This window comes from Janthinobacterium sp. SUN137, assembly GCF_030587265.1.
GTDB classification, from domain to species: domain Bacteria; phylum Pseudomonadota; class Gammaproteobacteria; order Burkholderiales; family Burkholderiaceae_D; genus Janthinobacterium; species Janthinobacterium kumbetense.
Genome location: NZ_JAPWHZ010000002.1, coordinates 1,476,611 through 1,502,852, shown reverse-complemented (window position 1 = coordinate 1,502,852; position 26,242 = coordinate 1,476,611). Strand labels below are relative to the sequence as shown.

General features: G+C 54.4%; 21 protein-coding genes and 1 pseudogene. 11 read left to right on the top strand and 11 right to left on the bottom strand.

Going from position 1 to position 26,242, the window contains the following annotated elements:
* Positions 1-394 precede the first annotated feature (394 nt).
* A complete protein-coding gene (locus O3298_RS14750) occupies positions 395-580 on the bottom strand; it encodes a hypothetical protein (protein ID WP_305059831.1) in 186 nt (61 codons plus the stop codon).
* Positions 581-1,802: 1,222 nt separating this feature from the next.
* Here O3298_RS14750 and O3298_RS14745 point away from each other — a divergent pair.
* A complete protein-coding gene (locus O3298_RS14745) occupies positions 1,803-2,630 on the top strand; it encodes a hypothetical protein (RefSeq protein ID WP_305059830.1) in 828 nt (275 codons plus the stop codon).
* 206 nt (positions 2,631-2,836) lie between these two features.
* Here O3298_RS14745 and O3298_RS14740 read toward each other — a convergent pair whose 3' ends face one another.
* From O3298_RS14740 to imuA, 3 genes are read right to left on the bottom strand one after another with little or no spacing between them, the layout of a single operon-like run.
* Positions 2,837-5,986 carry an error-prone DNA polymerase gene (locus O3298_RS14740; protein WP_305059829.1) on the bottom strand — a complete coding sequence of 1,050 codons (3,150 nt, stop codon included), beginning with the start codon at positions 5,984-5,986 and terminating at the stop codon, positions 2,837-2,839.
* A 2-nt stretch (positions 5,987-5,988) separates the two neighbouring features.
* Positions 5,989-7,374, bottom strand: coding sequence for a DNA polymerase Y family protein (locus O3298_RS14735; RefSeq protein WP_369811578.1), 1,386 nt, complete (start codon positions 7,372-7,374; stop codon positions 5,989-5,991).
* A gap of 16 nt (positions 7,375-7,390) precedes the next feature.
* Positions 7,391-8,134 (bottom strand): translesion DNA synthesis-associated protein ImuA, encoded by a 744-nt coding sequence (imuA, locus tag O3298_RS14730; RefSeq protein WP_305059827.1) that lies wholly within the window; start codon positions 8,132-8,134, stop codon positions 7,391-7,393.
* A gap of 468 nt (positions 8,135-8,602) precedes the next feature.
* On the opposite strand from imuA, the pseudogene O3298_RS14725 reads away from it, so the two are divergent.
* The 5 genes and pseudogenes from O3298_RS14725 to O3298_RS14705 form a co-directional block, all read left to right on the top strand.
* A pseudogene (locus tag O3298_RS14725) lies at positions 8,603-8,892 on the top strand (DNA adenine methylase); the annotation flags it as partial.
* A 1,907-nt stretch (positions 8,893-10,799) separates the two neighbouring features.
* A complete protein-coding gene (locus tag O3298_RS14720) occupies positions 10,800-11,510 on the top strand; it encodes a PspA/IM30 family protein (RefSeq protein WP_305059826.1) in 711 nt (236 codons plus the stop codon).
* Positions 11,503-12,546 (top strand): hypothetical protein, encoded by a 1,044-nt coding sequence (locus O3298_RS14715; RefSeq protein WP_305059825.1) that lies wholly within the window; start codon positions 11,503-11,505, stop codon positions 12,544-12,546. The genes O3298_RS14720 and O3298_RS14715 overlap by 8 nt, the downstream gene beginning before the upstream one ends.
* 10 nt (positions 12,547-12,556) lie before the next feature.
* Positions 12,557-12,799 (top strand): hypothetical protein, encoded by a 243-nt coding sequence (locus O3298_RS14710; RefSeq protein WP_305059824.1) that lies wholly within the window; start codon positions 12,557-12,559, stop codon positions 12,797-12,799.
* A gap of 102 nt (positions 12,800-12,901) precedes the next feature.
* On the top strand, positions 12,902-13,483 hold the full coding sequence (locus O3298_RS14705) for a hypothetical protein (protein ID WP_305059823.1): 582 nt from the start codon (positions 12,902-12,904) through the stop codon (positions 13,481-13,483).
* A gap of 95 nt (positions 13,484-13,578) precedes the next feature.
* Here the strand turns inward: O3298_RS14705 and O3298_RS14700 are convergent, their stop codons facing one another.
* The 6 genes from O3298_RS14700 to O3298_RS14675 form a co-directional block, all read right to left on the bottom strand.
* A complete protein-coding gene (locus O3298_RS14700) occupies positions 13,579-13,716 on the bottom strand; it encodes a hypothetical protein (protein WP_305059822.1) in 138 nt (45 codons plus the stop codon).
* A gap of 189 nt (positions 13,717-13,905) precedes the next feature.
* Positions 13,906-14,337, bottom strand: coding sequence for a tol-pal system YbgF family protein (locus O3298_RS14695; protein ID WP_305059821.1), 432 nt, complete (start codon positions 14,335-14,337; stop codon positions 13,906-13,908).
* Positions 14,338-14,559: 222 nt separating this feature from the next.
* Positions 14,560-15,117, bottom strand: coding sequence for a hypothetical protein (locus O3298_RS14690; protein ID WP_305059820.1), 558 nt, complete (start codon positions 15,115-15,117; stop codon positions 14,560-14,562).
* Positions 15,114-15,566 (bottom strand): hypothetical protein, encoded by a 453-nt coding sequence (locus O3298_RS14685; RefSeq protein WP_305059819.1) that lies wholly within the window; start codon positions 15,564-15,566, stop codon positions 15,114-15,116. Before O3298_RS14685 ends, O3298_RS14690 begins: the two co-directional genes overlap by 4 nt.
* Before the next feature lie 9 nt (positions 15,567-15,575).
* Positions 15,576-15,857 carry a hypothetical protein gene (locus O3298_RS14680; RefSeq protein ID WP_305059818.1) on the bottom strand — a complete coding sequence of 94 codons (282 nt, stop codon included), beginning with the start codon at positions 15,855-15,857 and terminating at the stop codon, positions 15,576-15,578.
* Between the two features lie 3 nt (positions 15,858-15,860).
* A complete protein-coding gene (locus O3298_RS14675) occupies positions 15,861-17,009 on the bottom strand; it encodes a PRTRC system protein D (RefSeq protein WP_251373950.1) in 1,149 nt (382 codons plus the stop codon).
* Positions 17,010-18,116: 1,107 nt separating this feature from the next.
* Between O3298_RS14675 and O3298_RS14670 the strand changes: the two genes are divergently transcribed.
* Genes O3298_RS14670 through O3298_RS14660 form a run of 3 tightly spaced genes read left to right on the top strand, consistent with a single transcriptional unit; the run spans position 18,117 to position 20,247 of the window.
* On the top strand, positions 18,117-19,196 hold the full coding sequence (locus O3298_RS14670; RefSeq protein ID WP_305059817.1) for an integrase domain-containing protein: 1,080 nt from the start codon (positions 18,117-18,119) through the stop codon (positions 19,194-19,196).
* The gene (locus O3298_RS14665; RefSeq protein WP_305059816.1) at positions 19,193-19,900 is read left to right on the top strand and encodes a restriction endonuclease; all 708 of its coding nucleotides are present in this window, start codon (positions 19,193-19,195) and stop codon (positions 19,898-19,900) included. Before O3298_RS14670 ends, O3298_RS14665 begins: the two co-directional genes overlap by 4 nt.
* Positions 19,891-20,247: a hypothetical protein gene (locus O3298_RS14660; protein WP_305059815.1), complete on the top strand. Its 357-nt coding sequence runs from the start codon at positions 19,891-19,893 to the stop codon at positions 20,245-20,247. Before O3298_RS14665 ends, O3298_RS14660 begins: the two co-directional genes overlap by 10 nt.
* Positions 20,248-20,317: 70 nt before the next feature.
* On the opposite strand, the gene O3298_RS14655 is transcribed toward O3298_RS14660, so the two are convergent.
* A complete protein-coding gene (locus tag O3298_RS14655) occupies positions 20,318-21,679 on the bottom strand; it encodes an ImmA/IrrE family metallo-endopeptidase (RefSeq protein ID WP_305059814.1) in 1,362 nt (453 codons plus the stop codon).
* 271 nt (positions 21,680-21,950) lie between these two features.
* Between O3298_RS14655 and O3298_RS14650 the strand changes: the two genes are divergently transcribed.
* Positions 21,951-24,218: an McrB family protein gene (locus tag O3298_RS14650; RefSeq protein WP_305059813.1), complete on the top strand. Its 2,268-nt coding sequence runs from the start codon at positions 21,951-21,953 to the stop codon at positions 24,216-24,218.
* On the top strand, positions 24,149-25,825 hold the full coding sequence (locus tag O3298_RS14645; RefSeq protein WP_305059812.1) for a DUF2357 domain-containing protein: 1,677 nt from the start codon (positions 24,149-24,151) through the stop codon (positions 25,823-25,825). The genes O3298_RS14650 and O3298_RS14645 overlap by 70 nt, the downstream gene beginning before the upstream one ends.
* Positions 25,826-26,242 lie beyond the last annotated feature (417 nt).

The following is a 26,242-nucleotide window of genomic DNA, read 5'->3' as shown; positions in this document are numbered from 1 at the left end:
GCTGCAGATTCAATTGTTCAACGCAACACTTTAACTTAAATGCATCGTTGCGGAGTGGAAATGATGCTAAGGTAAACTCGAATCGATTGCGCCGCGACCCGCGGAATCCGAGATTGCCGTCGCAAGGCGTTTTGCTGCGGGAACGTTAATGCATGAACCTCCCGAAGCTCAAGTAGCTTATGCTAGCGCGCGCCATGAGTCTCAGCAGGGCAGGGGAGTTAGACAGGGCAGCCCCGATCTTGTCGTTGGATCAGGCGGCTACGAGATCGCGTACTAGGAGCGTGGCAGCACATACAGGCCCTAACACGATCCATCGGGTTCTCATCTTCCAAGAACTCTGGATCAGGAGAGTCTTAGCTACTGAGAGCGATTCATTAAGCGGCCGGGGCAGCCACTATTTTGGCGTGATGTAGCCAAGTGTCAGACCGCGCCAGCCGCAGAGGCAACTCCACCAGCGGCGCGCAAAATCTTCGATCTCATCAAGTGCTTTATGCAGATGATGGACCAGGCTGTTATATCCAACGGTGCCGTCGTAGTGCTCTGAAGCAGGCACATTGCTGCTGCCGGTCGGATATGACATCAGTCACCGTCGGTTATAGTTTGGGAAGTCCAAACACATGGATTAGACTTCGCGATTTTGCAAATTATTAATGAGCAAAAATGCCCAGTAGGATCCATACTCTTGGGAGTCTAACGGTGGACGAGTCCCACGTTCCAAATGTGCTTCAATCGAAGGACGAAACTCGCAGTCCGCTGCCCATGAGCGAAGCATTGACGTTAATTCGATATCTCTAGGACTTCCCTTAGTCACGACTGACGCTGGCTCACAAGAGTTCTGAATTTCTGCACCGGCATGTAGGTGTCGATACTTCGGCTGCCCAAGTGCCACCTCCAGTAGAAACGATAGTATCGAACCATCCTCGCAATAGAAGTCAGCCACCAAAGAGCCTCCATCCCTACAAATTCCCCCCTCAGCAATTCTTAGTTTCGAAGCAGTCACTATTATTAGTCCATGGATTAATGATTGAAATACTTGACTCGGTGTCACATTGCCAGACGTGAGTCGGCCGACCAGCGACCTTTGAGTCGCTCACTTTAGCAGACAAGCAGAACGGTCGTAAGCCTATCGGCACAGCGTTCGTAGCGGATGCGTAATCGGCGGAAGAAGTGCAACCAGCCCAGCGTGCGTTCGACCACCCAGCGCCATTTACCCAGGCGTTCGCGCGACTCGATGCCATAGCGGGCCATGCGTAGAGCGATGCCACGGCTGCGCGCCTGCTACTGAAGGGGCGGCTTCAAGCAGCGGGACCAGCATCCGTGAATCATGTACCTGAGCCCCCTATATGCTCGCCACTAGAGGCAGACCGCGTTGATCGACGAGCAGCCGGTGCGTTCATCCGAGCTTGCCGCAGTCGATGGGATTGGGGCGAGTATGCTGTCCGCCGAGGGGGGATGGCGCGCTGGCCGAGTCGACACTGGCGCGTTCCCTTTGAATCTAGTCATATTCACGCAAGTGCAGCAGTATGGCGTCATCGACGCGTTGCCAGACACCGGTCTGTTGCCAGGCATGTAGACGCTGACTGACGTTTTGTTAGGCGTTCTAAGTCGGATTTTATGATGCTATGAAATTGATAGTGTGGTACAGGTGCCACTCGCGCACTAATATTCTCTGAAATTTGAAAATATTGTTATTAAAAGAGTATATTTTTATATGCGTGGCGTTGCACAAGTAATTTTGTGATTATATTTTTATGTTTAATGTCCTTGTAATGATGTTTAATTTATAATTATTGGGGGCGAAATTGAATATTATTTTTATTTTTGCGTCAGGTATTCTTTTGTCCGGGTGCGCTGGTACAGCTGAATATCTAAGAAGTCAGCCGGTCACTCACTTTCCATCGGCTGCCAGTATTGCAGTTCCAGAAAATCTGGATAGATTAATTAAGCTTCACTGCATGAGAGATCAAACAGCAGATTATGTGGATAGCGGTGGTGGGCCAACTAAAGAGTGTCTCTATGTTTCAGCTGATGCAAGTCAACTGACAAAGACCTTACTGCCTGATGCTGCTACCAGTACAAGAAATTCGGCCATCTCATTTTTAATTAGTTTGTCTGATTTAAATTGCTCCAATTATTTGCAACGTGCTTTTGCAAATAAGGCTGGACTTGATTTTACAAAAAATCTTATTGGTGATGTGACTACAGCTGTGAGCGCGGGAACCGTCTTTGTAAGTCCGCAACTTTCTTCAGCTTTGAGTGTAACTAACTTGGTGGTTGGAAAAGGTGTGGAAACTTTTAATAGTTCATATTATTTTGATAAAACTTTCCAGGCTCTTGAAAGTGCAATAATGGCGCAGCGAATTCGAGTGAAAACCTATATAATGGCAAAGCAATTGAGAGTCAACTCGCCTGGCTCTGTCGATAATTATGATATGTCTCAGGCGTTATCAGATATAAGACTTTATGATGATTCGTGCTCAATTAAGGCAGGTTTAAGTCAGCTTGTACAACTGGCAGATTCTCAAAAACAATCAGATCAAAAAAATGGAATTAAAGTTGAACTATCAGGGAATCCTTTTGAGACAGCTAAAAAACTGCTTCTGGATTCGCGATCCCCTGCTTTGAAGTGACGTCCCTGAATACGACACCGGTAAGCCCGTGCGCTGGCGCATCGAGCGGGCGCGCGGTGCCCGTGTAGCCATTGCTTGAATGTGGGAATACCGGCCGGCGGACCAACGGCTGTCGTTCTCGATGCTGACGATCAACGCCGTCGGACTGAATCGCCACGATTGCTGTAGGCACTTTGTTGCCATCATTAATTGCGAAAGGACGCGCGTTAGTGAAAATTCCGGCTCTTCGTATCCAGCTGTCCAAGCAGATGTGAGCAATCGACCAGCCGCTTGGCAATCAGGTTGTGCACGCCGCTCTTCGATTGCCAGATGCCGTACACCCCCAATAGCGAGGCATTCATCAGTTCGGCGCGCTGCTTTTCCACCAGCGTGGGCCAGACGATGATGTTGATGGTGCCAAATTCATCTTCCAGGGTGAGGAAGATCACCCTCTTGGCCGTTTCCGGCCGCTGTCTTACCGTGACGATGCCGCAGCCCCTGGCCAGCTGGCCATCGCTGAAGGTGTTCAGGATATCCGACGCTACAAAGCGCATTTTGTTGAGGCGCTCGCGCAAGAGAGCGAGTGGATGTCGGCCCAGTGTCAGGCCGACATGCCGGTAGTCCGCCACGATGTCATCGGCTTCCGTGGGCGGCGCCAGCTCCAGCACGGGTTCGGCAATGGTCGTCCCTCGCATCAAATCCCGCTCCGGCACGCTCGCCGCGGCATCCCACATGGCCATGCGCCGGTTACCTGTCAGCGTTACCAGGGCATTGGCCGACGCCAGCGCCTTCATATCCCCCGCATCGAGTTGCGCGCGCATGGCAACATCGCGCGTATTCTTGAATGGCGCGGCAGCGCGGGCTTCTTCAATGCGCCAGGCCGCCTCTTTCACCATCCCGTTGATATTATTGAGACCAAGGCGTACCGCCAGTCTGCCGTCCGCCATCGGCTCCAGGGATGCTTCCCATCCGCTCGTACAGACATCGACGGGTCTTACCTCGACGTCATGCCGGCGCGCGTCCTGCACCAGGGACGAGCGGCTATAAAAACCCATGGGCTGGCTATTGAGCAGGGCGGCCAGGAACTCGGCGGGATGATGGCATTTCAGCCAGCTGCTGGCGTAGGCCAGCAGGGCAAAGCTGTGCGCGTGGGATTCTGGAAAACCATATTCGGCAAAACCGCGTATCTGCCCAACAATGGAGGTGGCAAACTCGATGCTGTAGCCACGCTCGGCCATGCCGCTCATGAGCTGGTCTTCGAACTGCTCCAGGCCACCTTTTCTTTTCCAGGCGGCCATGGCGCGGCGCAGGCGGTCTGCTTCACCGGCCGTAAAACCCGCTGCCGTCATGGCGATCGACATGACTTGCTCCTGGAAGATCGGCACCCCCAGCGTGCGCCGCAGCACCGCCTCGATCTCGGGGCTGGGATACGTCACTGCCTCCAGGCCCTGGCGCCGGCGCAAATACGGATTGATCATGCCGCCCTGGATGGGGCCTGGCCGGATGATGGCCACCTCAATGACCAGGTCATAGAACTCGCGCGGCTGCATGCGCGGCAGCATGGACATCTGCGCTCGCGATTCGATCTGAAACACGCCGACGGTGTCCGCTTGAGAGATCATCTGGTAAGTGGCGGCATCCTCGTGGGGGATATCGCCCAATTCAAAACGTTCGCCACGCTGCTCCGAGATCAAAGCCAATGCGCGGGCGATACACGACAGCATGCCCAGCGCCAGGATGTCGATTTTTAAAAGGCCCAGTTCATCGATGTCATCCTTATCCCATTGAATCACGGTGCGCTCGGGCATGGCGGCGTTTTCAATGGGCACCAGGCGGGAGAGGGGGCCGCGCGAAATGACGAAGCCGCCCGGGTGCTGGGAAAGATGACGTGGAAAACGCATCAGGCGCTCGGCAATTGCCGCCCACTTCTCGGCGATGGGGGAGTGCGGATCGAGTCCGCAGGTAATAAGGCGCTGCTGCAGATCGGCCCGCCCACCCCAGCTATGCGAAGCTTTGGCCACCTTGTCGACCACCGATAAATCCACGCCCAGCGCGCGCCCCACATCGCGCAAGACACTGCGCGGGCGGTAGGAAATGACGACGGCCGTTAAAGCGGCCCGCATGCGGCCATACTTGCGATAAATGTATTGAATCACCTCCTCGCGGCGCTGGTGCTCGAAGTCGACATCGATGTCGGGCGGCTCATCGCGCTCGCGCGAGATAAAGCGCTCGAAGAGGAGGGTGCCGCGCGAGGGATCGACTTCGGTGATGCCGAGGCAGTAGCACACCGCCGAATTGGCCGCTGATCCGCGCCCTTGGCAGAGGATTTTTTGCGAGCGGGCGAAGCGCACGATGTCGAATACCGTCAAAAAATAGGGTTCATATTGCATGTCGCCGATCAGTTCCAGCTCATATTCCAGCTGTGCCTGCACGTTGTCCGGAATGGCGTGCGGGTAGCGCCAGTGTGCCCCGATATACGCCTGCTCGCGCAGATAGCTGGCCGGGCTCTGTCCCTCGGGCACAATCTCGCCTGGATATTCATAGCGCAGCTCATCGAGCGAAAAAGTGCAGCGCTGGGCCACGCGCAGGGTTTCATCCAGGGCGTCGCGCGGATACAGGTTGCCCAGCCGTAGGCGCGAGCGCAGATGCGCTTCGGCATTCGAGGCCAGTTGATAGCCGCACTGCGCCACTGGCGTATTCAGACGAATCGCGGTCATGGTGTCCTGGATGATTTTCATCGAGCGCAGGTGCATGACGACGTCGCTCGTGGCCACCACCGGCAGGCTGAATTCGGCGCCGATGGCTTCGACCATGGCGCGGTGCCGGTCATCCTGGGCACGGTGGTGCAACGTCAAAGCGACGCGTGCGCGGCCCGGAGCGCTGCGCACCAGCCACTCGGCTTGCCGCTCGATCTCTTCATAGGGGGCGTTATATTTGGGGCACAGGATGAGCTGGCAGCCCGGCAGCCCTTTTAAGTGGGCGAGAGGGGCGGTGGGGTTGGCAATGTCGCGTGGCCACACCAGGTAACTTCCTTTGTCGGCGCGCGTGCGCGCGGCGGTAATGAGTTCGCTCAGGTTGCCGTAGCCGTCGCGGTCCATGGCCAGGATCAGCACAGTGAAGGGCGGGGTGCCGTCCTCCGGTGTCACTCTCATCTGGCTACCAATGATGAGGTGAATGTTCCACTCTCTCGCCGCCACATGTGCCTTGACCACGCCGGCCAGTGAACACTCGTCGGCCATGGCGATGGCCTGGTATCCCAGCTGAGCCGCGCGTGCCACCAGTTGTTCGGGCGGCGAAGCGCCGTGCAGAAAGGAGTAATGGCTCATGCACTGCAGCTCGGCATAGTCGGGCAGCGTGGAAATTGGCGGCTGGTCCATGATCAGCCGAACATCCCGTGCAGGTACCAGCGGCCGTCAACGACACGCTCCAGGTAGATCCAATAGCAGGTCGCATCGCTTCCTTGCGCGATGTAATAGTCGCGGGCCGCGATTTGATCGTTCCACCAGCCGGCCTCAATGCGTTCCGGCCCCTTGAGCATTTTTAGGGGGGAACCATAGAACGGACGCTCGCCGCGCAGCAGCAGCGGGATAGGTTTTGGTAGTAACCAGAACGGGCGCTCAAAAGCCTCATCCTCGGTGTTGGCCGCCTTGTGTTTTCCGGTGGCGGCAGCCCAGGCATTGCTTTCCTCCGGCCGATGGTCGTGATGCTCGACAGGGCAGAGGACGTTGTCGCTGCCAAGACGGGCACTGAGTAATTCCAGTAGGCGCTTGTAGTCGGCGGGACTGCCGCCCGGCTCGGGAAACAGATCTTGCGTCGGTGGTGCCATCGCGGTGAGCAAGCGCGCTTTCAGGCGCAGGGCGATGACCGGGGCAACCAGTTCCGTGCGCGCCAGGCGCTCCTTCAGTAGCCGAAGCAGATGTTCATCGCGCCAGGTCGGCTCTGCCAATCCGATCTCGATCGGCGTGGGCGGGATCGCGGTCTTGCCGCGCTCGTGCTCCAGCAGCAGAACAAAAACACTCACAGCCTGCTGGCGCGCGACCAGCCAGCCAACGAATTGCTGCAGCAGGCCAGTGGCGCCGTCCAGCAGGGCGTCGGCGTGTTCGATCCGGTCAAAGGTTTCGATGCGCGCTGAAAAAGTTTCGGGAATGGCGATCCATTCAAACAGTTCAGGAGCGAGCCCATAGGCGCGGTCGAGCTCATCGAGCACGTGCTTGTTCATTCTGCGCTGGATGCCGGGGCGGGGCAGGCGCCGTAGTGCCGCCAGATGATCCGCGCCAATATCCGTTAGCCATTCGAGGTGAGTCGCCGTGCTGGGCAAGTAGGAGCAGGGCATGCGGTCGAGCTGGCGTTCTAGCGAGCGCATGTGTACGGTACGCCGCAGAATGATCTGGCGTTTGGCCGGTTGCCAGCGCGACAGCAGCCAGGCCCCCATGGCCGTCGGTGCCGTGCCGAGTTGCGCCGTCACCCCAAGCGCTTGTAGGGCAGCACGAATGCGTCGGCTGATGGCTGCGCGCCCGCTAAACAAGCGCAAGCTGGCGGTCACGTCCAATAACAGGCTGAAGTCGCCGGCATGCGCCACTTCCGGGGTGAACTGGAGGAGGGCGAGTGCAACGGCATTGCTCATGATCTGTTCGCGCTCAAGGCTGCGCTCCAGGATCACGGTATCTGGCGAGACGGCCGCCACGCCGCCAGGGCGCATGCCGATACGTACCCCTTCGGCATAGGCATGCTGCGAGACCGCAATGATGCGGCCCTTCTCGACCACCGCATACGGCCCCGGTTCACACCAGCGCGGCCTGAGGCATTCGAGAGGCAACAGTGGGAGGTGTACGCTGAACCAAAACCGCATTTTGATCGTCCAAAAATCGTTGACGTGCCGGCATGTCAGCCAGCGGGATAAAGAGTGGCGCCTCATGATGTGGGCCACGTCGTTTGATGATGTGAGTGGAAATGCCACCGGCGGCGGGGCGCAATGCCAGGCGCAATGGCGCTGGCGAGGCATCGGCCGCTGCGCTCATCGGCCGGACCAGCCAGAAGAACGTTTCGGTTGTCTGCGCCGCCAGATTGAGGCGCCGCAGTGCTTCGTCGCGGATATTCGTCTGCCACAGCAATACCGCACCGCAACTGCCATTGCGCAGGATCTGCTCGGTGGACCAGAGAGCATCGGCGGTGCTGGGCGCACGTATCCAGAGCAGGTTCGGGCAGCTCAGGTCCATGAATTTGCAGGCGGCGGAGTTCGGCAAGTACGGCGGCTGCACCAGGGCGATCCGACGACGTTGCGATAGTTGTGCCAGCACTGGCCGCAACAAGTGCATTTCCCCGATACCCGCTTGCTGCACTAGCAATTCCGTGAAGGTCGATTGCGGCCAACCGTTGCCCGGAAGCTCACGATCCAAGATGTTGTGACCGGTAGTGACGGTGCTGGTTGTTCCTCGGCTCAGTTCACTTGCCCGCCAGACGTCACGCAACAGAGCGCTACTGGCCAGTGTGGTAGAGCTGGTGCGTTGAAGGGTAGCTGAAAGCATGGCGACTGGCTTGCGAGGTTATTGACGATTCTCAAAACTACTGTATATAAACACAGTATATGCTGAGGACGTCAAAAACTGCAAGGTCCATGAATTTCTTGAGTTGTCAAAAATAACAGTTGTAATGTCGCGAAAAGGTTAAGGAGACGCCTCGTTGAGGGCACATATTGGTGTGTCAGCGTTATTGGATGCGCGCGCCATTCACTTTTCAGTCCTCGGTATTCCATTGCGGCCATGCAACGGAAGTCAACCGGAACAGTGCATGTGTAGCAATACTTCAAGCTTGTACGCCTGGAACCGGCTTGGCCGCGGGTTTAGTTCAATCGAAACAGGTTTTTCTTTGGCATCAAAAAAACTGACTGTCGCTGCGCTAACAGCGGCAATTTGCCTGCGACTTGGCCAAGCCATCAAACCAGTTAGGTTCGTGATTCCTCGCGGAGGTAATTCGACTCTAACAAGGTTCACATTTTGGCTTTACCCATCATCCCCTGGATTGGCGGCGAACGAGGCCTAGCTGACCGTATCATCCCCCAGTTTCGTCCTCACACCCGCTACGTCGAGGTATTTTGCCAGCGGTGCCGCGCTGTACTTCATGCCGGCCGCTGGCCGAGGTCAAGGTTTTCAATGACGTTAACGGAGAGCTGATCAACCTATATCGCGTGGTCAAAAAGCACCTAGAGGAGTTCGTGCGCCAGTTCAAATCTCGTGAAAGAAGGATCATGGGATGCTGGTTTTGCCAGACAGTTCCGCACACCTTGCACCAGTGCTGGCCCAGCCCACAACCCGCTGCGCCTGGTCCACCAACATTATGACCCTGCAGCCGACAGCCTCGCTCCCATAGTTGAGCTGCAGAAGGTCATCCTCATGTCGATAGCTGGCGGGCGTGCCGTACTGGGCGGCGACGGCGAAGCAGTTCTGACCAATCAAATTATCCGGCGCGCGATCCCCGCTGGCCGCGCATCCCGATGTCAGGATGATAAACATCAGCGAGCACAGCCATCTCATTTTTCACTTCCAGGACATGATTGACCTCATCCTAACTCCCGACAGGACGAGTAACTTTGCGTGAGAACATGAAGCTTGACTGTATAAGGGGGCTGACTATGCAAGGATATTGCTTCTGTCTATTTCTGGCCGCCAATAAGACCCACATGATGTATGAAGAGATGCTGCCGGGTCACGAGATACTATTGACGCTACCGGGCGGCAAGGGCCTGTTGCTACCGTATAAATATTCCCGCACTGAAAATCGCGGTCTTACAGTCCGTTTATAATGTAGCGGAAATGTAGGCGATGCAGTAGCAGCGAACCCGTTGCCAAGTAAACCATGTTTTCTGATATGTCAACGCGCTGCTCGTCATCAAGCACCAATCGTCGGTCACTTATAGCACGCAGAAGCAGGCGCTTCACTGAGGACTCGATGGGATATAACATTCTTCGCCGTCCGTTATTGCGAGGGAAGACCATCTAGTGGTTGCATGTCCATGGAATTTACCTCAGCGGCCATACTTGGCGCGTCTGTCCGCAAGGCCCTGTAGCTTCTCAAAGATTAGCGGAAGATCAATAACCGAGTATCTACGCTCACGCTTTGTCCAAATCGTGCCAGCTGGCCCTACTACCTCAACTTCGACATAGTCTAAACCAAGCACCTTTGCAGCGTTGCCAGCATTAGTAGCGTGTAGCGCTAAGCCACGCTCATTTTTAAAGCGTGCAACTATTTCTGTGGCACTTAAGCATTCTTCCCCCTGAGCTATATTTCGCATCATTTATCCTGCCAGCGCTTTCGCGCGTAAAAGTACATTTCGACTTCCGGCACCGGCCGGATCGGGTGCCCTAATTAGGGCAAATAAGGTTGGCCGGGCACGAGTAAAGTTGATCGGAACCTCACGCCAGATTGGACTATTTCCTGACTGGCCGCACAGACCAGCTCATATCCAGTGTGCTTCCATCAACTTCCGCTTCTTTATATTGAAGCTTTAGCTAAACACTGACTATGAGTGTCATGTTTCTCTACCTTGCTCGCGACAAAGTAGATGAAAACGTCCAACTCACCTATACGATCAGACGGAGATATCGGTCTAGAAGTTCGCGCCAGTGCTTACCCTTGCGCTCAGCGGTTACCCTCCGCGAGTAGCCGAAGGATCGCTCACAGACGGAAGCCGCCCATCAAGCGAGCTTTGCCGGTAGCCATTTCTTGCCGGCCATTGTCGTTGGCAGGCCACGCCAGCGTATCCATCCTCCGGATGCATCACCCTGCCCGAAACGGGTAAACGTTGAGCTACTAGCATATCGAGGAATGCACGAGGAGGGCGACGTATCGGTCGACCATTCAACGATTCACCGGTTGATAATTAGGTTTCCGCCGCTCCTCGAGGATGGCTCGCTAGTACAAACCGCCTGTCAGTGGCAGCTAGCGGATGGACGAGACGTATATCAAGGTAGAGACCCAAGCTCCGCCCTCATTTTTATCTCCCTTCCGCTGCGGTTTCACGTCCTTAGATTTCTTACACGAAAGTGAGCTTTGATCCATCGCAAAGAGCATGGTTTTTACACAGGATTGACGATTGACTTTGCAGGTAGTGGGATGCACGATGGATTCGCTATGGATGCACATTGGATGCAACTATAGCTAAGTACAGATGCTAGTTATTAGGAGGGAATCGACATGTTTGGACTGCTGAAAAACATCTGGGTACAACTGACCGGCGCTCTGCATGATGCCGTCGATAACAACAGTGACGTCGGACGCACGGCTCGTCAGGGTGTGCGCGAACTGCAGCAACAAATTGGCAAGGCGGAGGACAGCATAGCTGCCGTTGACGCCGAGTTGCGTCTGATGAGAAAGGACCATCAAACCGCCTTGAAGGACGCAACCAAGTGGGACCAAGTCGCCCGGACAGCGGCCAACGAAGGCCACCGCGAGGAGGCTCTGGGCGCAATCAATAACCAGGTGCTGGCGGAGGAGCGCGCGCAGGCGTATGAGAAGAATGCCAACGACCTGGCACCATCGCTCACCGTGCTGAACCAGCAACTTGCCGAGCTGCGCATGCAGAAGCAGCAGCGCGATACGGCTGCCACCCTGCTTGAAGCGCGTAGCAAGGTTGCCAAGGCTAAAACCAAGGCGGCGCGCACCATCGGCAACGTTGGCCAGAACCCCGGCGTAGATTTCGAGGCACTCGATCGCAAGGTCGATCGTCAGGAGGCGACTGCTGCTGCCTTGAGCGACATGGCGAGTGCGCGCGCGGCCCTCAATCCTGAACTGCGTCTTGCAGATATTCGCCGCCGCGACTCCGTCGCCGCCAAGGCCGCCGAGTTGGGGCTGTTGACGGTGGAGCCGACTTCCTCAGGGCAGATTGCCGGAGACAAACATGAGTAGGCGAGCAAACCTGTCGCTGCTCCTGCTGGTGACTGATCCCGTGATCGCCCAGCCGCTAGCTGCATCCGCTCGGGGTGGGGTTAGTTCGGAGATGTGGCAGATATTGGACATTCTCAGTATTGTCATATGCTTGGCCGGCCTGGGATACACGGTTGTGATGGTTTTTCGCGTTACGACCGGCCGTTCGACAGCGGAAAAATTATTTGCTGCGGTACCGATAATGTTGTCAACAGTATTCGGGTGGCGGTTTATCGATACGATGTTTGATCGTCCAGCTCAACAAGAGGAGAATAGCTCCAGCTTGTTTTCACGGCTGGTAGAGTGGGCGGGCAACCACCGGAGCGGCCTGGCCCTTGGGGCCTGTGGTATCGCAGCGGCTGCCGGTGTTGCGTACATGGCTTACCGTGCGCACGACCGACGCACATTGTCGCGTAAGGCTCGTCGCCAGGTGCGTGAAGTGCTCAACGCCCTCGACATCGTCGAGCACTACCGCATGTACTGGGCCGGCCGGTGTCCAGTGGATGAAGTCGCGAAGCTTCTCCGCCTATCCCGCATCGAGACCCTCAATGCAACAGGGGACCAACTGTTGGAACTGCTCGAGCATACCCATAATGGTGCGCCGCTGGATGATGAGATGCTGAAAAAATTCAAGCGCCTCAAAAACGACGTGGAGAAGACGGCCACCGATGGCACCGGCACTCGCGTTGTATGGCTTCCTGGCACCGAGGGAGTTAACAGTAACGATGAGCGGTGTGATGGCGCTAAGTCGGGAGCCATTCTCAGGCGGGAGCGGCCGGACCGGACTGGGTGGCATGGTATCGGCTGGGTATCACGACCATACCCCCAGTCGGACGAGAATGTTGCCGGCGGACTTACTCTCGCCCTGGTCGCTCCTGGCATCGCCGCAGCGACTGTGCGACAGGCCGATTTGGCCCACGGCGACGCTGGATGCCGCGCGAGCGATGACCGCGGCGCGGCATCCCGAAGAGACCGCTTAGGTTTCGGCGGCAACGAATCAAATAGCTACGATCAGTAGGAGAAATTGGATGGGCCATACACCACCGAAAAACATCGTGGATGCATTAACCGATTTGAGCAGAACGAATGAAGGCAAGTCGAATACTGCGCGCCTGCGTGAAATCTTCCCTGTGGTTGAGGCCACGCTGAAATCAGGCGTCACTCTGGAAAAAGTGTTGCTGACCCTGAATGACCAGGGTTTCGACTTGTCAATTTCGGGCTTCAAATCGGCGTTGCATCGTCTCCGCAAAGAGGAACGGTCCAAAGCATGAGAAGGGGACCGTGTTCGTAACTGCCTTTGGCGATTGGACACAATACCTAATCAATTTACCATGCCATTTCTATTCGCCATGACGTTACTTGGATGGGCCCACATGATCGCGGTGTACCGATCGCTCATGAGCGGCCGCCAGCCGATCCTCCACGTGCTCGCGCTCTTTAGCTTGATGCTGCTCTTCCTGGACGCAGCCTACCTTTCTCCGCTTAACAGCCGAGGCGTGCCTGGGGACGTGCGTAACTGGGTGCCGATGGCCGTGCTGGTATCCGGCCTTCTCAGCATGGCCACCTTCGGATGGAAGTTTTACTCGATTTACCGCAGTGGTGGCGATAAAACAGAATCAGGATGGAGCTCCGGTTTGAGCCTGGTGTTCGTGGTCTTGGGGGGATACATGACCGGCACAGCCGTCGACCACATGACATTTTTCAGCGATCCGAACAACTCCGGAAAGGCTGCCGCTGACGCGCTCGGTGTGAAAGACATCCGATGCGAGCAGATGGTTCTGGTGCGCCTAACCAGCACTGGAGCGGATTACCGCTGCCCCGTTTCGATTTCGCTAGGCATCATGTCCTCGACACCTTTCGTGCCCTGGCCATCGTATGTGCCCGGCCATAGCCATGAACTGAAAGCCGCGATCGACATGGCTTTCCGCGAGACGCACCGCCTCGACGGCAAGTAACAGCTAGTCATGGTGGTCCTTGTCAAGTTAGTGGCGCCGGGTGGGCGACGTCCATGCCTTGATGAGAGTGTTGAGACGAAGGACTTGCATTCGGGTCAACCAGTATGGCACTTGGCAACGCTCTTGCGTAACAATGCCTCGCCAATACGGTTGACGAGCCACAGCAGGCGCGCCGGATCCATTTCATTCTCAACCACAACATGGAATTGATCTGGCGAAAGTTCGTCAATCATGGCTACATCCCACATCGTGCCGATTTACTATTTTAAAAACTTTTCGTTGAACGCCTTTTGCCTTTGTTTTTCCACATGCTTGTCGTATCTGTCCATCGCCAACAATCCCGCGATACTCGCGAGTAGGATGACGACGACGATCATGAGAATTTTACGCATTTAGCACCTCGACACAATCCACCATGTTTGCTAACTGGTTAGCCCGGCATCCCGAAGTATCTGCAAAAAGATGTGCCCATCTTCTTCTTCAGTAAAGATTTCCTCACCGTCGAGCATGTACGCCTTGAGCAACTCTGCAATGCCTGCCTCTTCGTTTTTCAAGGCCACTTCCGTCTGTCCAAGGCGATAATGCACAAACGGGTTCTCTTGGCCGTCAGGACCATTCAGCGCATCGAACAATGCCTCGCGCGCCGCAGAAAAATCAGCAAGATGGTAGAGCGCATCGCCAATCGAGGCTTTCAGCCAGGTATACGCTTCCCAATCAGCCTGTGGTGAAGGGAGCAGGTCAAGGGCCTGCGTCCATCTTTCTGCGGCTTGGGTGAATTCGCCTTGATCTGCCAGGTCATTCCCCATTTCTGATAGCAAATCGATCTGCTTGCTTACATTGGAAGGTAAGTCCATTCAGTTTCCCATTCGCTGGTGTTCAAACGCCCGGTTCAGGTCATCGATTTCATAATACGGGACCTCTTGGAGAAAGTCAGGCCGCGGCATCTTCTTTATGCGCCATATCAGTAAATCGCAGTTCATACCATTTATTATCGCTTGCAAGAAACTCTGACTGTCCAGTAAAAGCATCATGACGTGGGGTATTCACAGAGGGTATTCTTTGAGAACCCTATGGCCTTACACCGTATTTTCAGGATACTTTTTGCATTCCTTCAAGAATTCACATCGGCGACACTGCGATATTGATTCCGCGTGGTCGGCTGAAATCGTTTGATTCAATAAAGCTATTCTGCGGTGATAAAGCGCGGTGCTTTCTTTGTGGTTAAGCAAGAAAACCTTCATGGCTTTACGTCCAGGTATGTCGGGGTGCTCAACAACGACAAACCCATACTCGTTTACCTTGGCTCCGCTTGCTAATTCCAGAATCATCTTTTGGACAGAGAGTTCGATCACGTCCGACATGAACACACGCTCCACACGTCGGATTTTGTACTCCATCAACGTGAGTTTTCCTTTGTAGCGATAGGCTCGATCAACTCGCGCGATGAGTTTGATGGGGTGATCGAGTGAGAAAGTTTGCTCTGCGTAAGCCAGGCTGGCGTATCGCAGTTCCTCCGGGAACCAGCACGGTCGCGTTCGAGACATCGCATGTCTTCTTACTCCCCGTAACAGACAGAGCAGCAGAAGTACCCCACCTATATGCAAAAGCGCCGATAGAAAAGTCGACATGCTCATCTTTTTTCGGTGGTACGAGATACAAGGTGAAGACGCCGACGACGCCTCGTCTCCACTTTTTTCCGTCGCGACCGGTACAGTCGATCGCATAATTTTACAAACCTTGCTCGGACAGATTGCGCTACCTGGCAGTTTGTCTTATGCATCGCCGATAGCCATCGTGGTAGCATCTTGTACAACCATTTTGGGCGCTTGGTCGTTCGTTGCGATGATGCGTTGGCTTGGATGGACGACTGTTCTCGCAAACTTGTGGCCCCTAACGGCACGGCGTTCACCTCCAACGTTTCGATGAAGAATTTCACGTGCTGCAGCTCGCCATTTTCTCGGGCCTGTTCGCGCTTGGGCGAACAGCGTGGGCCAAACCTGTCGGCCAGAACGATCTTGCGCTCGCAGTACCCCATTTCGGCCAGTTGGCTAGCACTGATACGAGGTAGCTCTTCGTTTTCCATGTTCGACTCCTATTCGTTTCTTGACGGGCCAAAAAGCTCCATCGAGGCCAAGGCGACGATGGCATCCTGTCCCGGCGTGTTTGGTCCAGTACTTGGCTTGGTAATCCACTGCGCCTCCATGACTGATGTGGTTTGTCCGCATTGCTGTACTACCAGTCCGGCATAGGCCAATGTGCGCAGGCGATTCACGCGGCGTGGCCCCTTTGGGAACTTGACGAGATCGTCATACAGGGGAGGGTTGTCCGCGCGTTCCAGTTCGACACTTAAGCGGATGGTAAGAGGTGTGCCCATGGTTTAAGTCGCCATGTTTAGCCGATCGGTCCCATCTGTCCGAGCTGATGAAGCGTCGGCCTGCTTGGCTAGCTCCGTGCCGGCATACTGAAAACCTTTAACGTTGGCAAAGATCGGATCCTTCAGTTCCTGCAGCTCGTGATGCGGGAATGCGGTTTTCAATGCTTTGCGATAGAAGAAGGCGCCACCGCCGACCAGAATAATATTTTTGATGTCGGCAGCGTCGCCCACGTAGTGCAGCATTTCGGCGACAGCCTGCTCCGGGATCTTCTGCGCGAGTGGCAGGTGTTGAGCAATGTCGTATTCTTTTTGAAAGATGACCGGCTTTTTTCCCGTTCGCAGCGCCAAATCGATAGCGTCATATTCGCGGTAGTGAGAGCCGGTGGCTCGGCTGATGCCTTCGATGATCGTGTGGAGCACATCAAACATGCCACGCGGTACCGAATGGCTGCGCTTGTCAATTTGCTGCATGCCTTGCGTCACAAGCCAGTCAAACGTCCGCCGACCTGGATCGATGATCAGATTGCGTTCCTTGCGCATCTGAGCAAGGCGCCCATGAGTCAGCCCGCAGTACATCAGGGCCCCGGATGGCTGCGCAATTGCTTTGACGCGCGCGATCGTGATTTTTCTGCCTTCCGCCAGGATGTGTTCACCGGTCACGCGGCGCTCCAACGCCGCCACCTGCTTCTTGAGCTTATACGTGGCCACCGGGAGACCAAGTACCAGTAGATCGATCCGGTCGAGACGCATGTAATGCAGGGCACCCAGTAACAAAGCCAGATATTCAGGCGTTGCACTGTAGCTGTCATGCTGCAGTACATTGGCATTGAAGATGTCGGAGGCCAGGTGAGCGTCCGGCCCGACCTCATAGTTCAGATCGTCGACTGGAACGCAGACGGTCCGACGTTTCATTCCCCAGGCCTCCTGCTCATAGACCGTTTCACATGGGTGGGCCTGCGACGGGAACATCGCGCAGCGCACATCACCATCGCTGACCCCTGCAATGAATTTGGTATTTCCCCGGCCAATGTCCACGGCTCGCACGATGGGTTCCACTTCGTCCTCCTGATTGCTGCAAGTGATCAACAGTAATAGTGGGGTGGTACATATTCCATGGGAAAAGCCCTGCTTTTTTAGCAGAATTTGTAGCAAGTACGATTCCAGACGTGCTGGGGGCCGACTGGAGTCGCGCTGTGGCGCGGCTATAGTGGTACATGCTGGCGGGAGATCACATCGCATCTGCGCTGGAATTGCGCCGCACCGCGGACGTATTTTGATTGCTCATCTGTGTACCTGGCTCAGTCCGTTCCCATGTTCAAAACCATTTACAATCAGAGGAATGGCCACGCGGCGTTCTTCATAGGGCGAAATCCTCGCCAGATGCGATTACCAAATAAATTCGACCTCAATCACAAATTTTCAGTGCCGAAAATCGGCTTGACATTCGAAAAAACTGATCATATTCTGTGACGACTGTCTGGACCCACTTCCAGGAACATCGCGTTCCGAATGTGGCGCTGGCAAGCGTGGTATGCCGTTGCAGTCGTAACCTGTCTATCGAAGCGAAGTTAATCGGCCGCGCCCTGCGGTCGAATTGAGTGGTATGTCAGTGAAGAAGTATGTCGGGCTGCCCCTGCGGGGGGAATTGCTCGCGCGTGATTTCTCGTCAAGAGACGCTTGTCAAATCGGAGAGGGCCTTGCGGCGCTCCGTCGCTAATTTACGATCCTGGTAGTGTCGATGTATCGCCTGCGGCCGCGAACCGCAGGAGAGTGATTTATCACCTATTCAATCTTCCTGCTGTACGAAGAGCCTATCGCGGTGCCTTGTTGTGACGTTGCCGAAGAAGCTTCGATCAACCTGGTTAGTGCGCAATCACGAAGCGGCCTGGTGGTAGGGCTGATGGGATGAACGTGAGGGAAGAGGGGCAAGGTCCTGGTTCAATTGAGAGTGGCCGGGGCACCTAAATGTCTTTGTGGCGCAAGCGCCGCACTGCTCGCGCAAGACGCGGGGACTAACACAGAAGGAGAAATTCGCTGGTTATTCGCATGAGCATTTTTAAGACACCGCGCCTTCGGGCAAATAGAGAATCCGCCATCGACGCTGAGATAGGGGCAGCGCGTTGGAATAGATAGAACATATCTCCCTCGTCGGCGCAGCAGGCCAGGCGCCGATGCCAGTTGAAGGCCACACCGGGGGCATGCGCGCCAGACAGTGCAGCATGCCAAATCGACAATCCTGAGAATCGGGAGGGAGAAGTCATGCCTCATAACACGCAATGGAGGGAGCAGCTTGATACGTTGCTGGACGCGTTCAATGAACGGCATGCCAGCGTAGGAAAAGGGGTTTCGCATAGCACCAGAGAGGCGCGCAGCCAGGGCTTGTACCGGATCTTCGCATTACTGCGCAAATTGGGATTCAAGCCAGTACCTGAAAACCTGGCGGAACGGCACGTGCGCGCGTTGATGGCGTATTGGACGGCGCAGCCGTTACCGGCAGATGTGTTGCTTGATATGCCGATGACGATACCGCGCCGTGCATATCCCTGCAGCGCGGCCTACATTCAGCAGCAAATGAGTTTTATCCGGGTTTTTGCCAGCTGGATTGGTAAGCCGGGCCTGGTGCGCAGTGCCGTGAGCTATGTGAGCGACCCGTCGATGGTGCGCCGCTCATACGGGGCGCTCATCGACAAGGGGTGGGAAAGCCACGGTCTTGCTGTCGATGAGGTGATTGCGGCCGTTGATGCGGTTGACAGCCACGTGGGAGGGCAGCTGGCGATGATGATCGCCTTTGGCCTGCGCCGTAAGGAAGCCGTGATGTTCTGCCCGCGCGCCGCCGAGATACCGGCGTATGCCTTGCCAGTGCAGCATCCTCGATCCGATCATTACATCAGTTTTTTGCGCATCAAGCGAGGGACGAAGGGTGGTCGGCTGCGTTATGCGGCAGTGCGCACGCCTCAGCAGCGGCAAGCACTGGCGCGGGCGCGTTGTCTCGCCCGGCAGGACTGGGGGCATATCGGGCATCCTGGACTGTCCTTGAAACAGTCGCTGGACCTGTTTTCGAATGTGGTGCGTTCAGTAGGGCTGACCAAGAATGACCTGGGTGTCACGCCACACGGCTTGCGGCACCAGTTCGCCGGCGATTTGTACTTTGATATCACGCAGGTGCAGCCGCCGGTACGTGGTGGCGAGCTGTTAAACGATCGTGAGGTGATGGCGGACGCTTATCGGCAGGTGGCCGAACAGCTGGGCCATCATCGACGGCAGATCAGCAATGCATATCTGGGTTCGCCGGTGGGCCGACCCAGTGACGAAGTGGAATTAATAGGAGCAGCATCATGAAACGGGGACATTGGCAGCGTTGGTCATCGGGAGAGTTGCATGCGCGCCTGGTCAAGCGCTCTGTAGCCGGTGATGATGGTGGTGAGAGCGTCGAGTATAGAAAACCTGGCGCCGTCCGCGCTCCGCGTCCGCCGCGCGAGCGCTACGAAGCTGTGTTGACCCGTACGCGCGGCGTGAGCAGCATGCTGGTTCGATGTGCGTCGCAGTTGTTCAATGCAATGCGCATGCGCCGGCTGGCTGAGCATCGCAGGCGTATTGGTCAATCGCGCGCGGTGTTGCGGGCTGTGAGGCAGTTCACAGGGGAGGGATACGCTGCGCGGTGCCTGGCCTATCTGCGCAATGTGGATCCGCTGGTGTTCGAAGAGGTGGTGCTCTCTGCCCTGGAAGACGCCGGCCTATTTGTATTGCGCAACCCGAGGTACTCTGGAGATGGCGGGATTGACGGCAAGGTGTGGCTGCCAGGGCATGGCTGGTATGCGGTGCAGTCGAAGCGTTACGGTGGCCATGTGAATCATCACCACGTGGCAGCCTTCGGTGAGGCCCTTTGTCGTCATGGTTTTGGGGCAGGACTATTTTTGCATACGGGGCGCAGCGGCGCGGCCGTGTATCCCCACTTGACCAAAAGCAAAGTGGTGCTGGTCAGTGGCGCTAGTCTGGTACAACTGGTGCTCGGGAGGCGCGCGGGGGAGGTCGTATGGAACTGAATGCGAAGAGCCAGCAGTTGCTGCGAGCATGCCGGACGGCGGGATCAACTTATACGGTGATCGAGAAAAGCGGGTGCAAGGGTATTGAGGTGGCCGATGCCCGTCTTGCGGCGCAAGCTTATTATGATGCACCAGTGGAGGGGCGGCCGTTTGTCTTATGCAATTTTAGTCACTCATCATGTGTGATTGCTGACACGCGGCGCGTTTCACGATGTGGGCGCTTGGTAAAGCATGTGATCGTGACATGTGACGATGGGGGAGCATTCATGCGCTGTTTTGATCAATTGGTGCATGAGCGCTTTAGGTTACTTGCAAGATTATCTGACGAAACACATGGTATTCGCTAAGTCAGTGAAACCGATACATCTCTTGAGAGAGCAACGGCTATGTACATATGGATGATGGCCCGTAGGCTGCTTAGTCGTCAACGCCCGTGTTGAGTAGTTGGTCGAAAAATTCCTGAAGGGGGTGTAGTTGCGGGTGGGGCTCGGTACGATAGAACCGGAGCAAGCCTAGACTCTCGAGGCGAATGCTTGCAGCCGCGCGTGAGACGCCGTAGTGGCCCATTAATTCGTGAGTCACCTTCAGGTAGTGTTGTTGATTGCAGTGCTGATCATCTACGTAAAGAGCCCCGAATCCTCTATTTGCGATACCCAACCATTGCGTGATTCTTGCAAAATTTTGTACGAAGCCGTCCTTGGGCATTAACAGGCAGGAGGCAAAAATATTTGCCTGGTACTCTAGTCTTGCAATATCGGGTTCTAAGGTACTTCCGGTGCGCGGGAGCGCGAAATCATCCTCGTCACACACTTCCCTAGACATATATTTGGAATGTCCCAGAAAGTGGTGCGCAAGTTCATGTGCGAGCGTAAATCGCTCTCGTCCTGAGTTCAATATCGGTTGGTCGTACAGACGGATTTCGAGTGGTGCGAAGCAGATCTGTCCCAATATCGTATTTTTCGAGTGCGGATGTTCTAAGCGAGCAGTTCTCTTAACCACCAGGCCGCACTGTGTAGCTTCGCGGGCGCAGATCGCATGCAGTGATACCTCGCCATCCTGGTAGCCAATATCGCGTAGGATCGAGAGACTTCGCTTTTCCAGGATTGCTTGTTCGAGAAATGGCACCAATGGACTAGGTCTGCCTTTTTGGTTGCGTATGCTGTTTAGTTTTTCAGACGGAATATTTGTATCGTTTAGCAGTTTTTCGAAGAAATCCCAGGCGGAATTTGTCAGACCTGTGGGTGACTGCATGTAGAGATCGAAAACGTTACTGACGAAGTCTGGAACCGAAAGTCCGTCGAGTATCATGTCGTATGAAGTGTTCACATCTGAGTAGGCACTGGTGGAAGGCGAACGGTTTAGCTCCCATTTGAAGTTTAAGCGGTCAAAATAACGGAGCAGTCCAATTCCTTTAGATCGCGCAAACGTCATTGCTCCTGACTGAAATGACGCGGTACTAGCTATAATGGCTTTGGAGTTTGAAGCAGCTACTTGCTGAGTTTTCGTGAAAAATTCCTCTACATCATCGACCGACACGGAGTGTGAATAATTTTTACATTCAATAAAAGTTACGAGCGAATATTGCGAGGCGCCAGGCAAGTAGAACTCGATCGATACATCGAATATGATATTTTTTTCGCGATCCTTTGAGTAATAGCCTTTTTTTTGAAATATTTTGCAGTTTTTTGCATTGCCCCAAAAATCGCCGGCAGCGATCTGTTGCGAAAAAAGGTCGAAGATGTATCCTTCGAGTAGGTCACCCTTCAATGTGGTATTCATTCGAGCAATCGGTTGCGTTTTGGACAGATTTTTTAGTATCGTATCTGTTTTTAAGGAAAACTAGGAAAAGTGTATGGGGCAGGGCGCTGATGGTTGATTTTCAAATCGCTAATCCTACATTCTTCAGCGTGAAATTTCCTTAAAGTAGTACATTGGTGTCGCAATTATTCCACAGAATTTCATTTATACGTCAGTGCTGACCAGCAAGTGACAGGATTTTTTCGCAGCGTTAGGCATATGTTGTTTCACAAACCCTCATTTCAGGATAGGCATGAAAAGTAACAACTTCGATCTGGTCTCAGACGCTGCATTGAAAGAAACAGTTGATGCCGTGTTAGCTGAAGCAAAGAGTGAAGCGAGACCTTGGTATCGGAGATTGCGGCTGCAACTGGCGCGCGCGAAAGATAGCACGCAAGAAGAGCTAATGAATCGCGAATTTTTGGAGAAGCTGTGGGAGGATGATTCTGTCGCGTCGACTGGAATGGGAAGCGTGAAGCTAGGCCCTGCACTCGATGATCCTTCCTTCCGTGAATGGTTTAGCCAGGCGTTTAGCACTACCCTGCCAGCTGACGAAGCTGAGGTCGAGGGATTTCTAATTAGGCTATACAAGGAGATCGAGAGAAATCTGCGCCAAAAATGTGACCGGGTGGCACGTTTGAAGCTGAATCGAGTCATGTGCGCGCGCTTTCCGCAACAGTTCACAACGATCGCAGATGTGGGTAGTTTACAATTCTTGCATCGTGCACTGGGCGGCAAATCCAATGCACATCCAGTTCATGCACATCTTGCGATTAAACGTCGGCTCGACAATTTACTCGGCCCTGTCGATCCAAACCTACCAGATGCAGACCTCGACCGCCTTTGTCTTCCTTGGTCTCTGTATGAGTACATCACCAAGGAGACACTTGCGGCGCCGGCTAGCGAAATCGATGTCACGGGAGTCGATTCTCTGTCAGAAATGCGACCGCTTCCTGCAGCCATTCGTCGGAAAGGTCTGACATCTATAAAAGGCTATTTCAGTACACTTCTTGAACTCGTGCCACTCCTGCAAGATGGTTTGTCGCGTGAAGAGTTTGCAGACGAAGTACGACGCAGCAACCCTAGTCTAGCACCGTCCAGCGTTGGCATCGTTATTAACACGGTTGCAAGAGAGTTCGATCTGTGTGTCTATGATGGAGCAATTTACACCCTTAATGCGCGGGGTTTAAATCTGCTCGAGACGCGTGATCCTGATGAGTTAGCCGATCATTTACTCACCCGGATTCTTGGTGTCGACTATGCGATCAAGCTTCTCGAAAGTGGGCCGCTAGCGCTCGTCGACTTCATTGCAAAGATCAAAAGTATCAATCCGGGCTGGACGTCAGATTTCATGCCTCGCTCCATGATTACGTGGTTGACGAGTCTTGATCTTCTTGAGCAAGACTCGGTAGGACGATACCAGTTAAGCGTGCGTGGTGAGGCGTGGGCGAGCAGAGTCACTTGGGCACCTGAATCGATCTCAATCGATCATCCTGAAGTGCAATTATCTGGTACTTCGAACAATATTTCAGTTCAGATTCCAAGTTTTTCTATGGTGCAACAGCGAATCCAACATATTGTCGAGGCAAAGCTCGTTTTTCCTGATGACCTGGTGCGTCAACTACATAGTGGTTTGTGGAGTCAGCCGCTACGCCATTTTGCCGTACTGACAGGGATTTCGGGATCCGGTAAAACTCAGCTTGCGCTTAACTATGGACTTGCTGTCACGGGCAGCAGCCGTGACGAACTAGATCGAACTCGTGTGATTCCTGTTCAGCCTGCCTGGTACGACTCTTCGCCACTTCTTGGCTACGTGAGCCCGTTGACCCAGCGTTATAGTACAGCGCCATTTCTTGATATGTTGATAAGTGCAGCCGATGACCCGATGCACCCCTACGTAGTCATCCTTGATGAGATGAACTTATCGCATCCAGAACAGTATCTTGCTCCGATGCTTTCGGCGATGGAAACAGGGGGATGGATTGATTTACACGATCTACCGGAAGATGTCACCAATGTGCCACAACGAATCCGCTACCCGGCGAACTTGGCGATCATCGGCACATTAAATATGGATGAGACGACACACGGCTTGTCTGACAAAATACTCGATCGTGCTTTCACTCTGGAGTTTTGGAATATTAATGTCGAAGACTTTCCCGGATGGGATCGATTTTCATTGTCCACAAGGCTGCATAGTTCCACAAAAAAACTTCTCATTGATTTGGGTTGTGCTCTCGCGCCAGTTCGCTTGCATTTTGGATGGAGAACTGTCGAGGACGTTTTGCGTTACTTGAGCTTCGCCGTTGAGGCAGGGTCTACTGAGCAAGATGCGTTGGATGCGGTGATTTATGCGAAGGTGCTACCAAAGCTTCGAGGGGAGAATACGGTGAAGTTTCATCGTGCGCTTTCGTCTGCGTGCGCAATATTATCGGAGCATGGCCTGGCAAGATGCACAGCAAAATTGTCCGTCCTGATCGACGATCTGAAGGAAACTGGAACGGCGAGATTCTGGCGATGACCGGCTGGAATAGCGAAGTGACTGTTCCTCAACTATCAGTCTCACTTGATGGCGCATCAGCGCCACCGGAGATCTATTTACCGGGTAGTATCATTTACGGATTGAGGGAGCGCGAGTGCTGCATTTTTACGGTACTGGATGCTGTACCCTCGCAGGTTTTTGTGGATGACGTCGAAGTTTATGCGAACAAGGATGGCCTATATCAATGGATACCTAGCTTTTTGTCGGGAACAGTTCAGTTAGCGGTAGTAGTAAGTGAGGCAGCCGAGTTTGTTTTTCATGTACACATTGGTTCATCGGAGAAAAAGCTGTCTGATGCGCAATATGAGGCGATGGTGAGCGAGATTCGATGCTTTCGTGCCTCCTTATTGCTCGACAACTCAGGCGCGACCTTGGGTTTTGACGAGGAGACGAGCGCGAGCAAGCTTGATGCGCTTGTAAGACTTGCGAGAATTAACGCATATGCCCCTCTTTTTTTGCGCCAACTTCAACCGATCACCGACGCGCCGCATAGAACGCTTCAGCAGAGCACCCGCCCCATTTTGCTATCCCAAGCAAAGCGTCTGCATTCCTCTGCCTTGCGTGAACCACGTATTGCTGCCATTGCTATGGATGCCACAAAACATTCCGAGTTCATCGATACAATGTATGTGACGAGTCCGGTGGTAAGTCCTACCTTTGATACACCATCCAACCGCGCCCTCAAATCTCTCATCAAAAGGATGTTGGCGCAGACCACCTCGCTACTGGCCGCCGTCCAGGAACACAAGCTGGGAGGAGATAAACAGGAACAGGAGCAGCGCCGGCCGCGTAGGGAGCGCGCATTGCAAATGATTCTGGAAAAGCTCAAAGTTTTCCTTCTGCTTGAGCCCTTTGCCAGTGCAGCATGCACCAACGCGTCTGCCGGTGGACTAACACAAATAGCCACCCAGCCAGCATACAGTGGCGCTTATCGGAGTGGAACAAAAGCACTTTGGCTTGGCACTGCTGGTGATAATGAACAGGACCAGTTACCGGTCAGGCCAACGTGGGGGGTGTATGAGGCCTGGTGTATGGTCCATCTTCTAGCAAGAATTTCTCAAGTGTTTAGCGGTAGGCTAAGCCGAACGACGAAACGGGGGATAGTCACTGCTGACGAATCCTATGTGATGCAACTGGATCAACACGTTCGCATGGAGGTACATTTTCAGGCACGTTTTCCTGCTGGTGATGGGAACACAGCCGAGAATAGGGGATGGTGTCTATCTGGTCTGCGAATTCCCGATGTTGTGATTGGAATTGTCTCCGGTGAAAAATGCGAATTCATTGTTATGGACGCAAAGTATCGTCGCCACCGGGATAATGTGCTCGAAGCAATGGAGTCTGCCCATATTTATCATGATGCTCTACGAGTGAATCGCATGCGTGCCGCTTTCTGCCTTCTTTTGCTGCCGGCAATTGCCGATGTCCCGCACCTCGATAATTCTGCGTTTCTGTTTGAGCATGGTGTGGGTACCGTTAGTGAGTTCTCTCCTGGCGGCGCTGGCGTCGCGCGCTGTACGAACCTCATTCACGGCTGGGCCACCACCGTAATGCATTCGCTCGCCAAACAGGTGCACGTTTCGTAATGTATCGGCAAGACCAATCTTCTATGAACGATTGATTTTCGGTGAACTTTCGTCTTGATGCGGCTTGAATTCGTCAAGAACTACTGCAAAAATGAGAGTGCTTTCTGTGAGAATCGCTCTCACATTGCTCCTGCCGCCTCCATCGCGGATGTTTGGCAGGATCTTGCCACTCACGTGGTGAGCGTTGCGGTCGTCACCCGTCATTCACCTGTCGAGTAAGACTTCGACACGTTGCTTCGGCAACCGATCTTTGCCTGGCCACTTGTCAGGCTGATTGCGCAAGCAGAGGATCGTTTGCGTCACGGAAGTACAGTTCAATCGCTACTTCTCAGATTAGGCCCCTGTTCTCAGGAATGGCGGGCCTTCTTTCGCTTGCCTATCGGATGTTGACGATAGCCAGGCATATCTTCTCGTGTG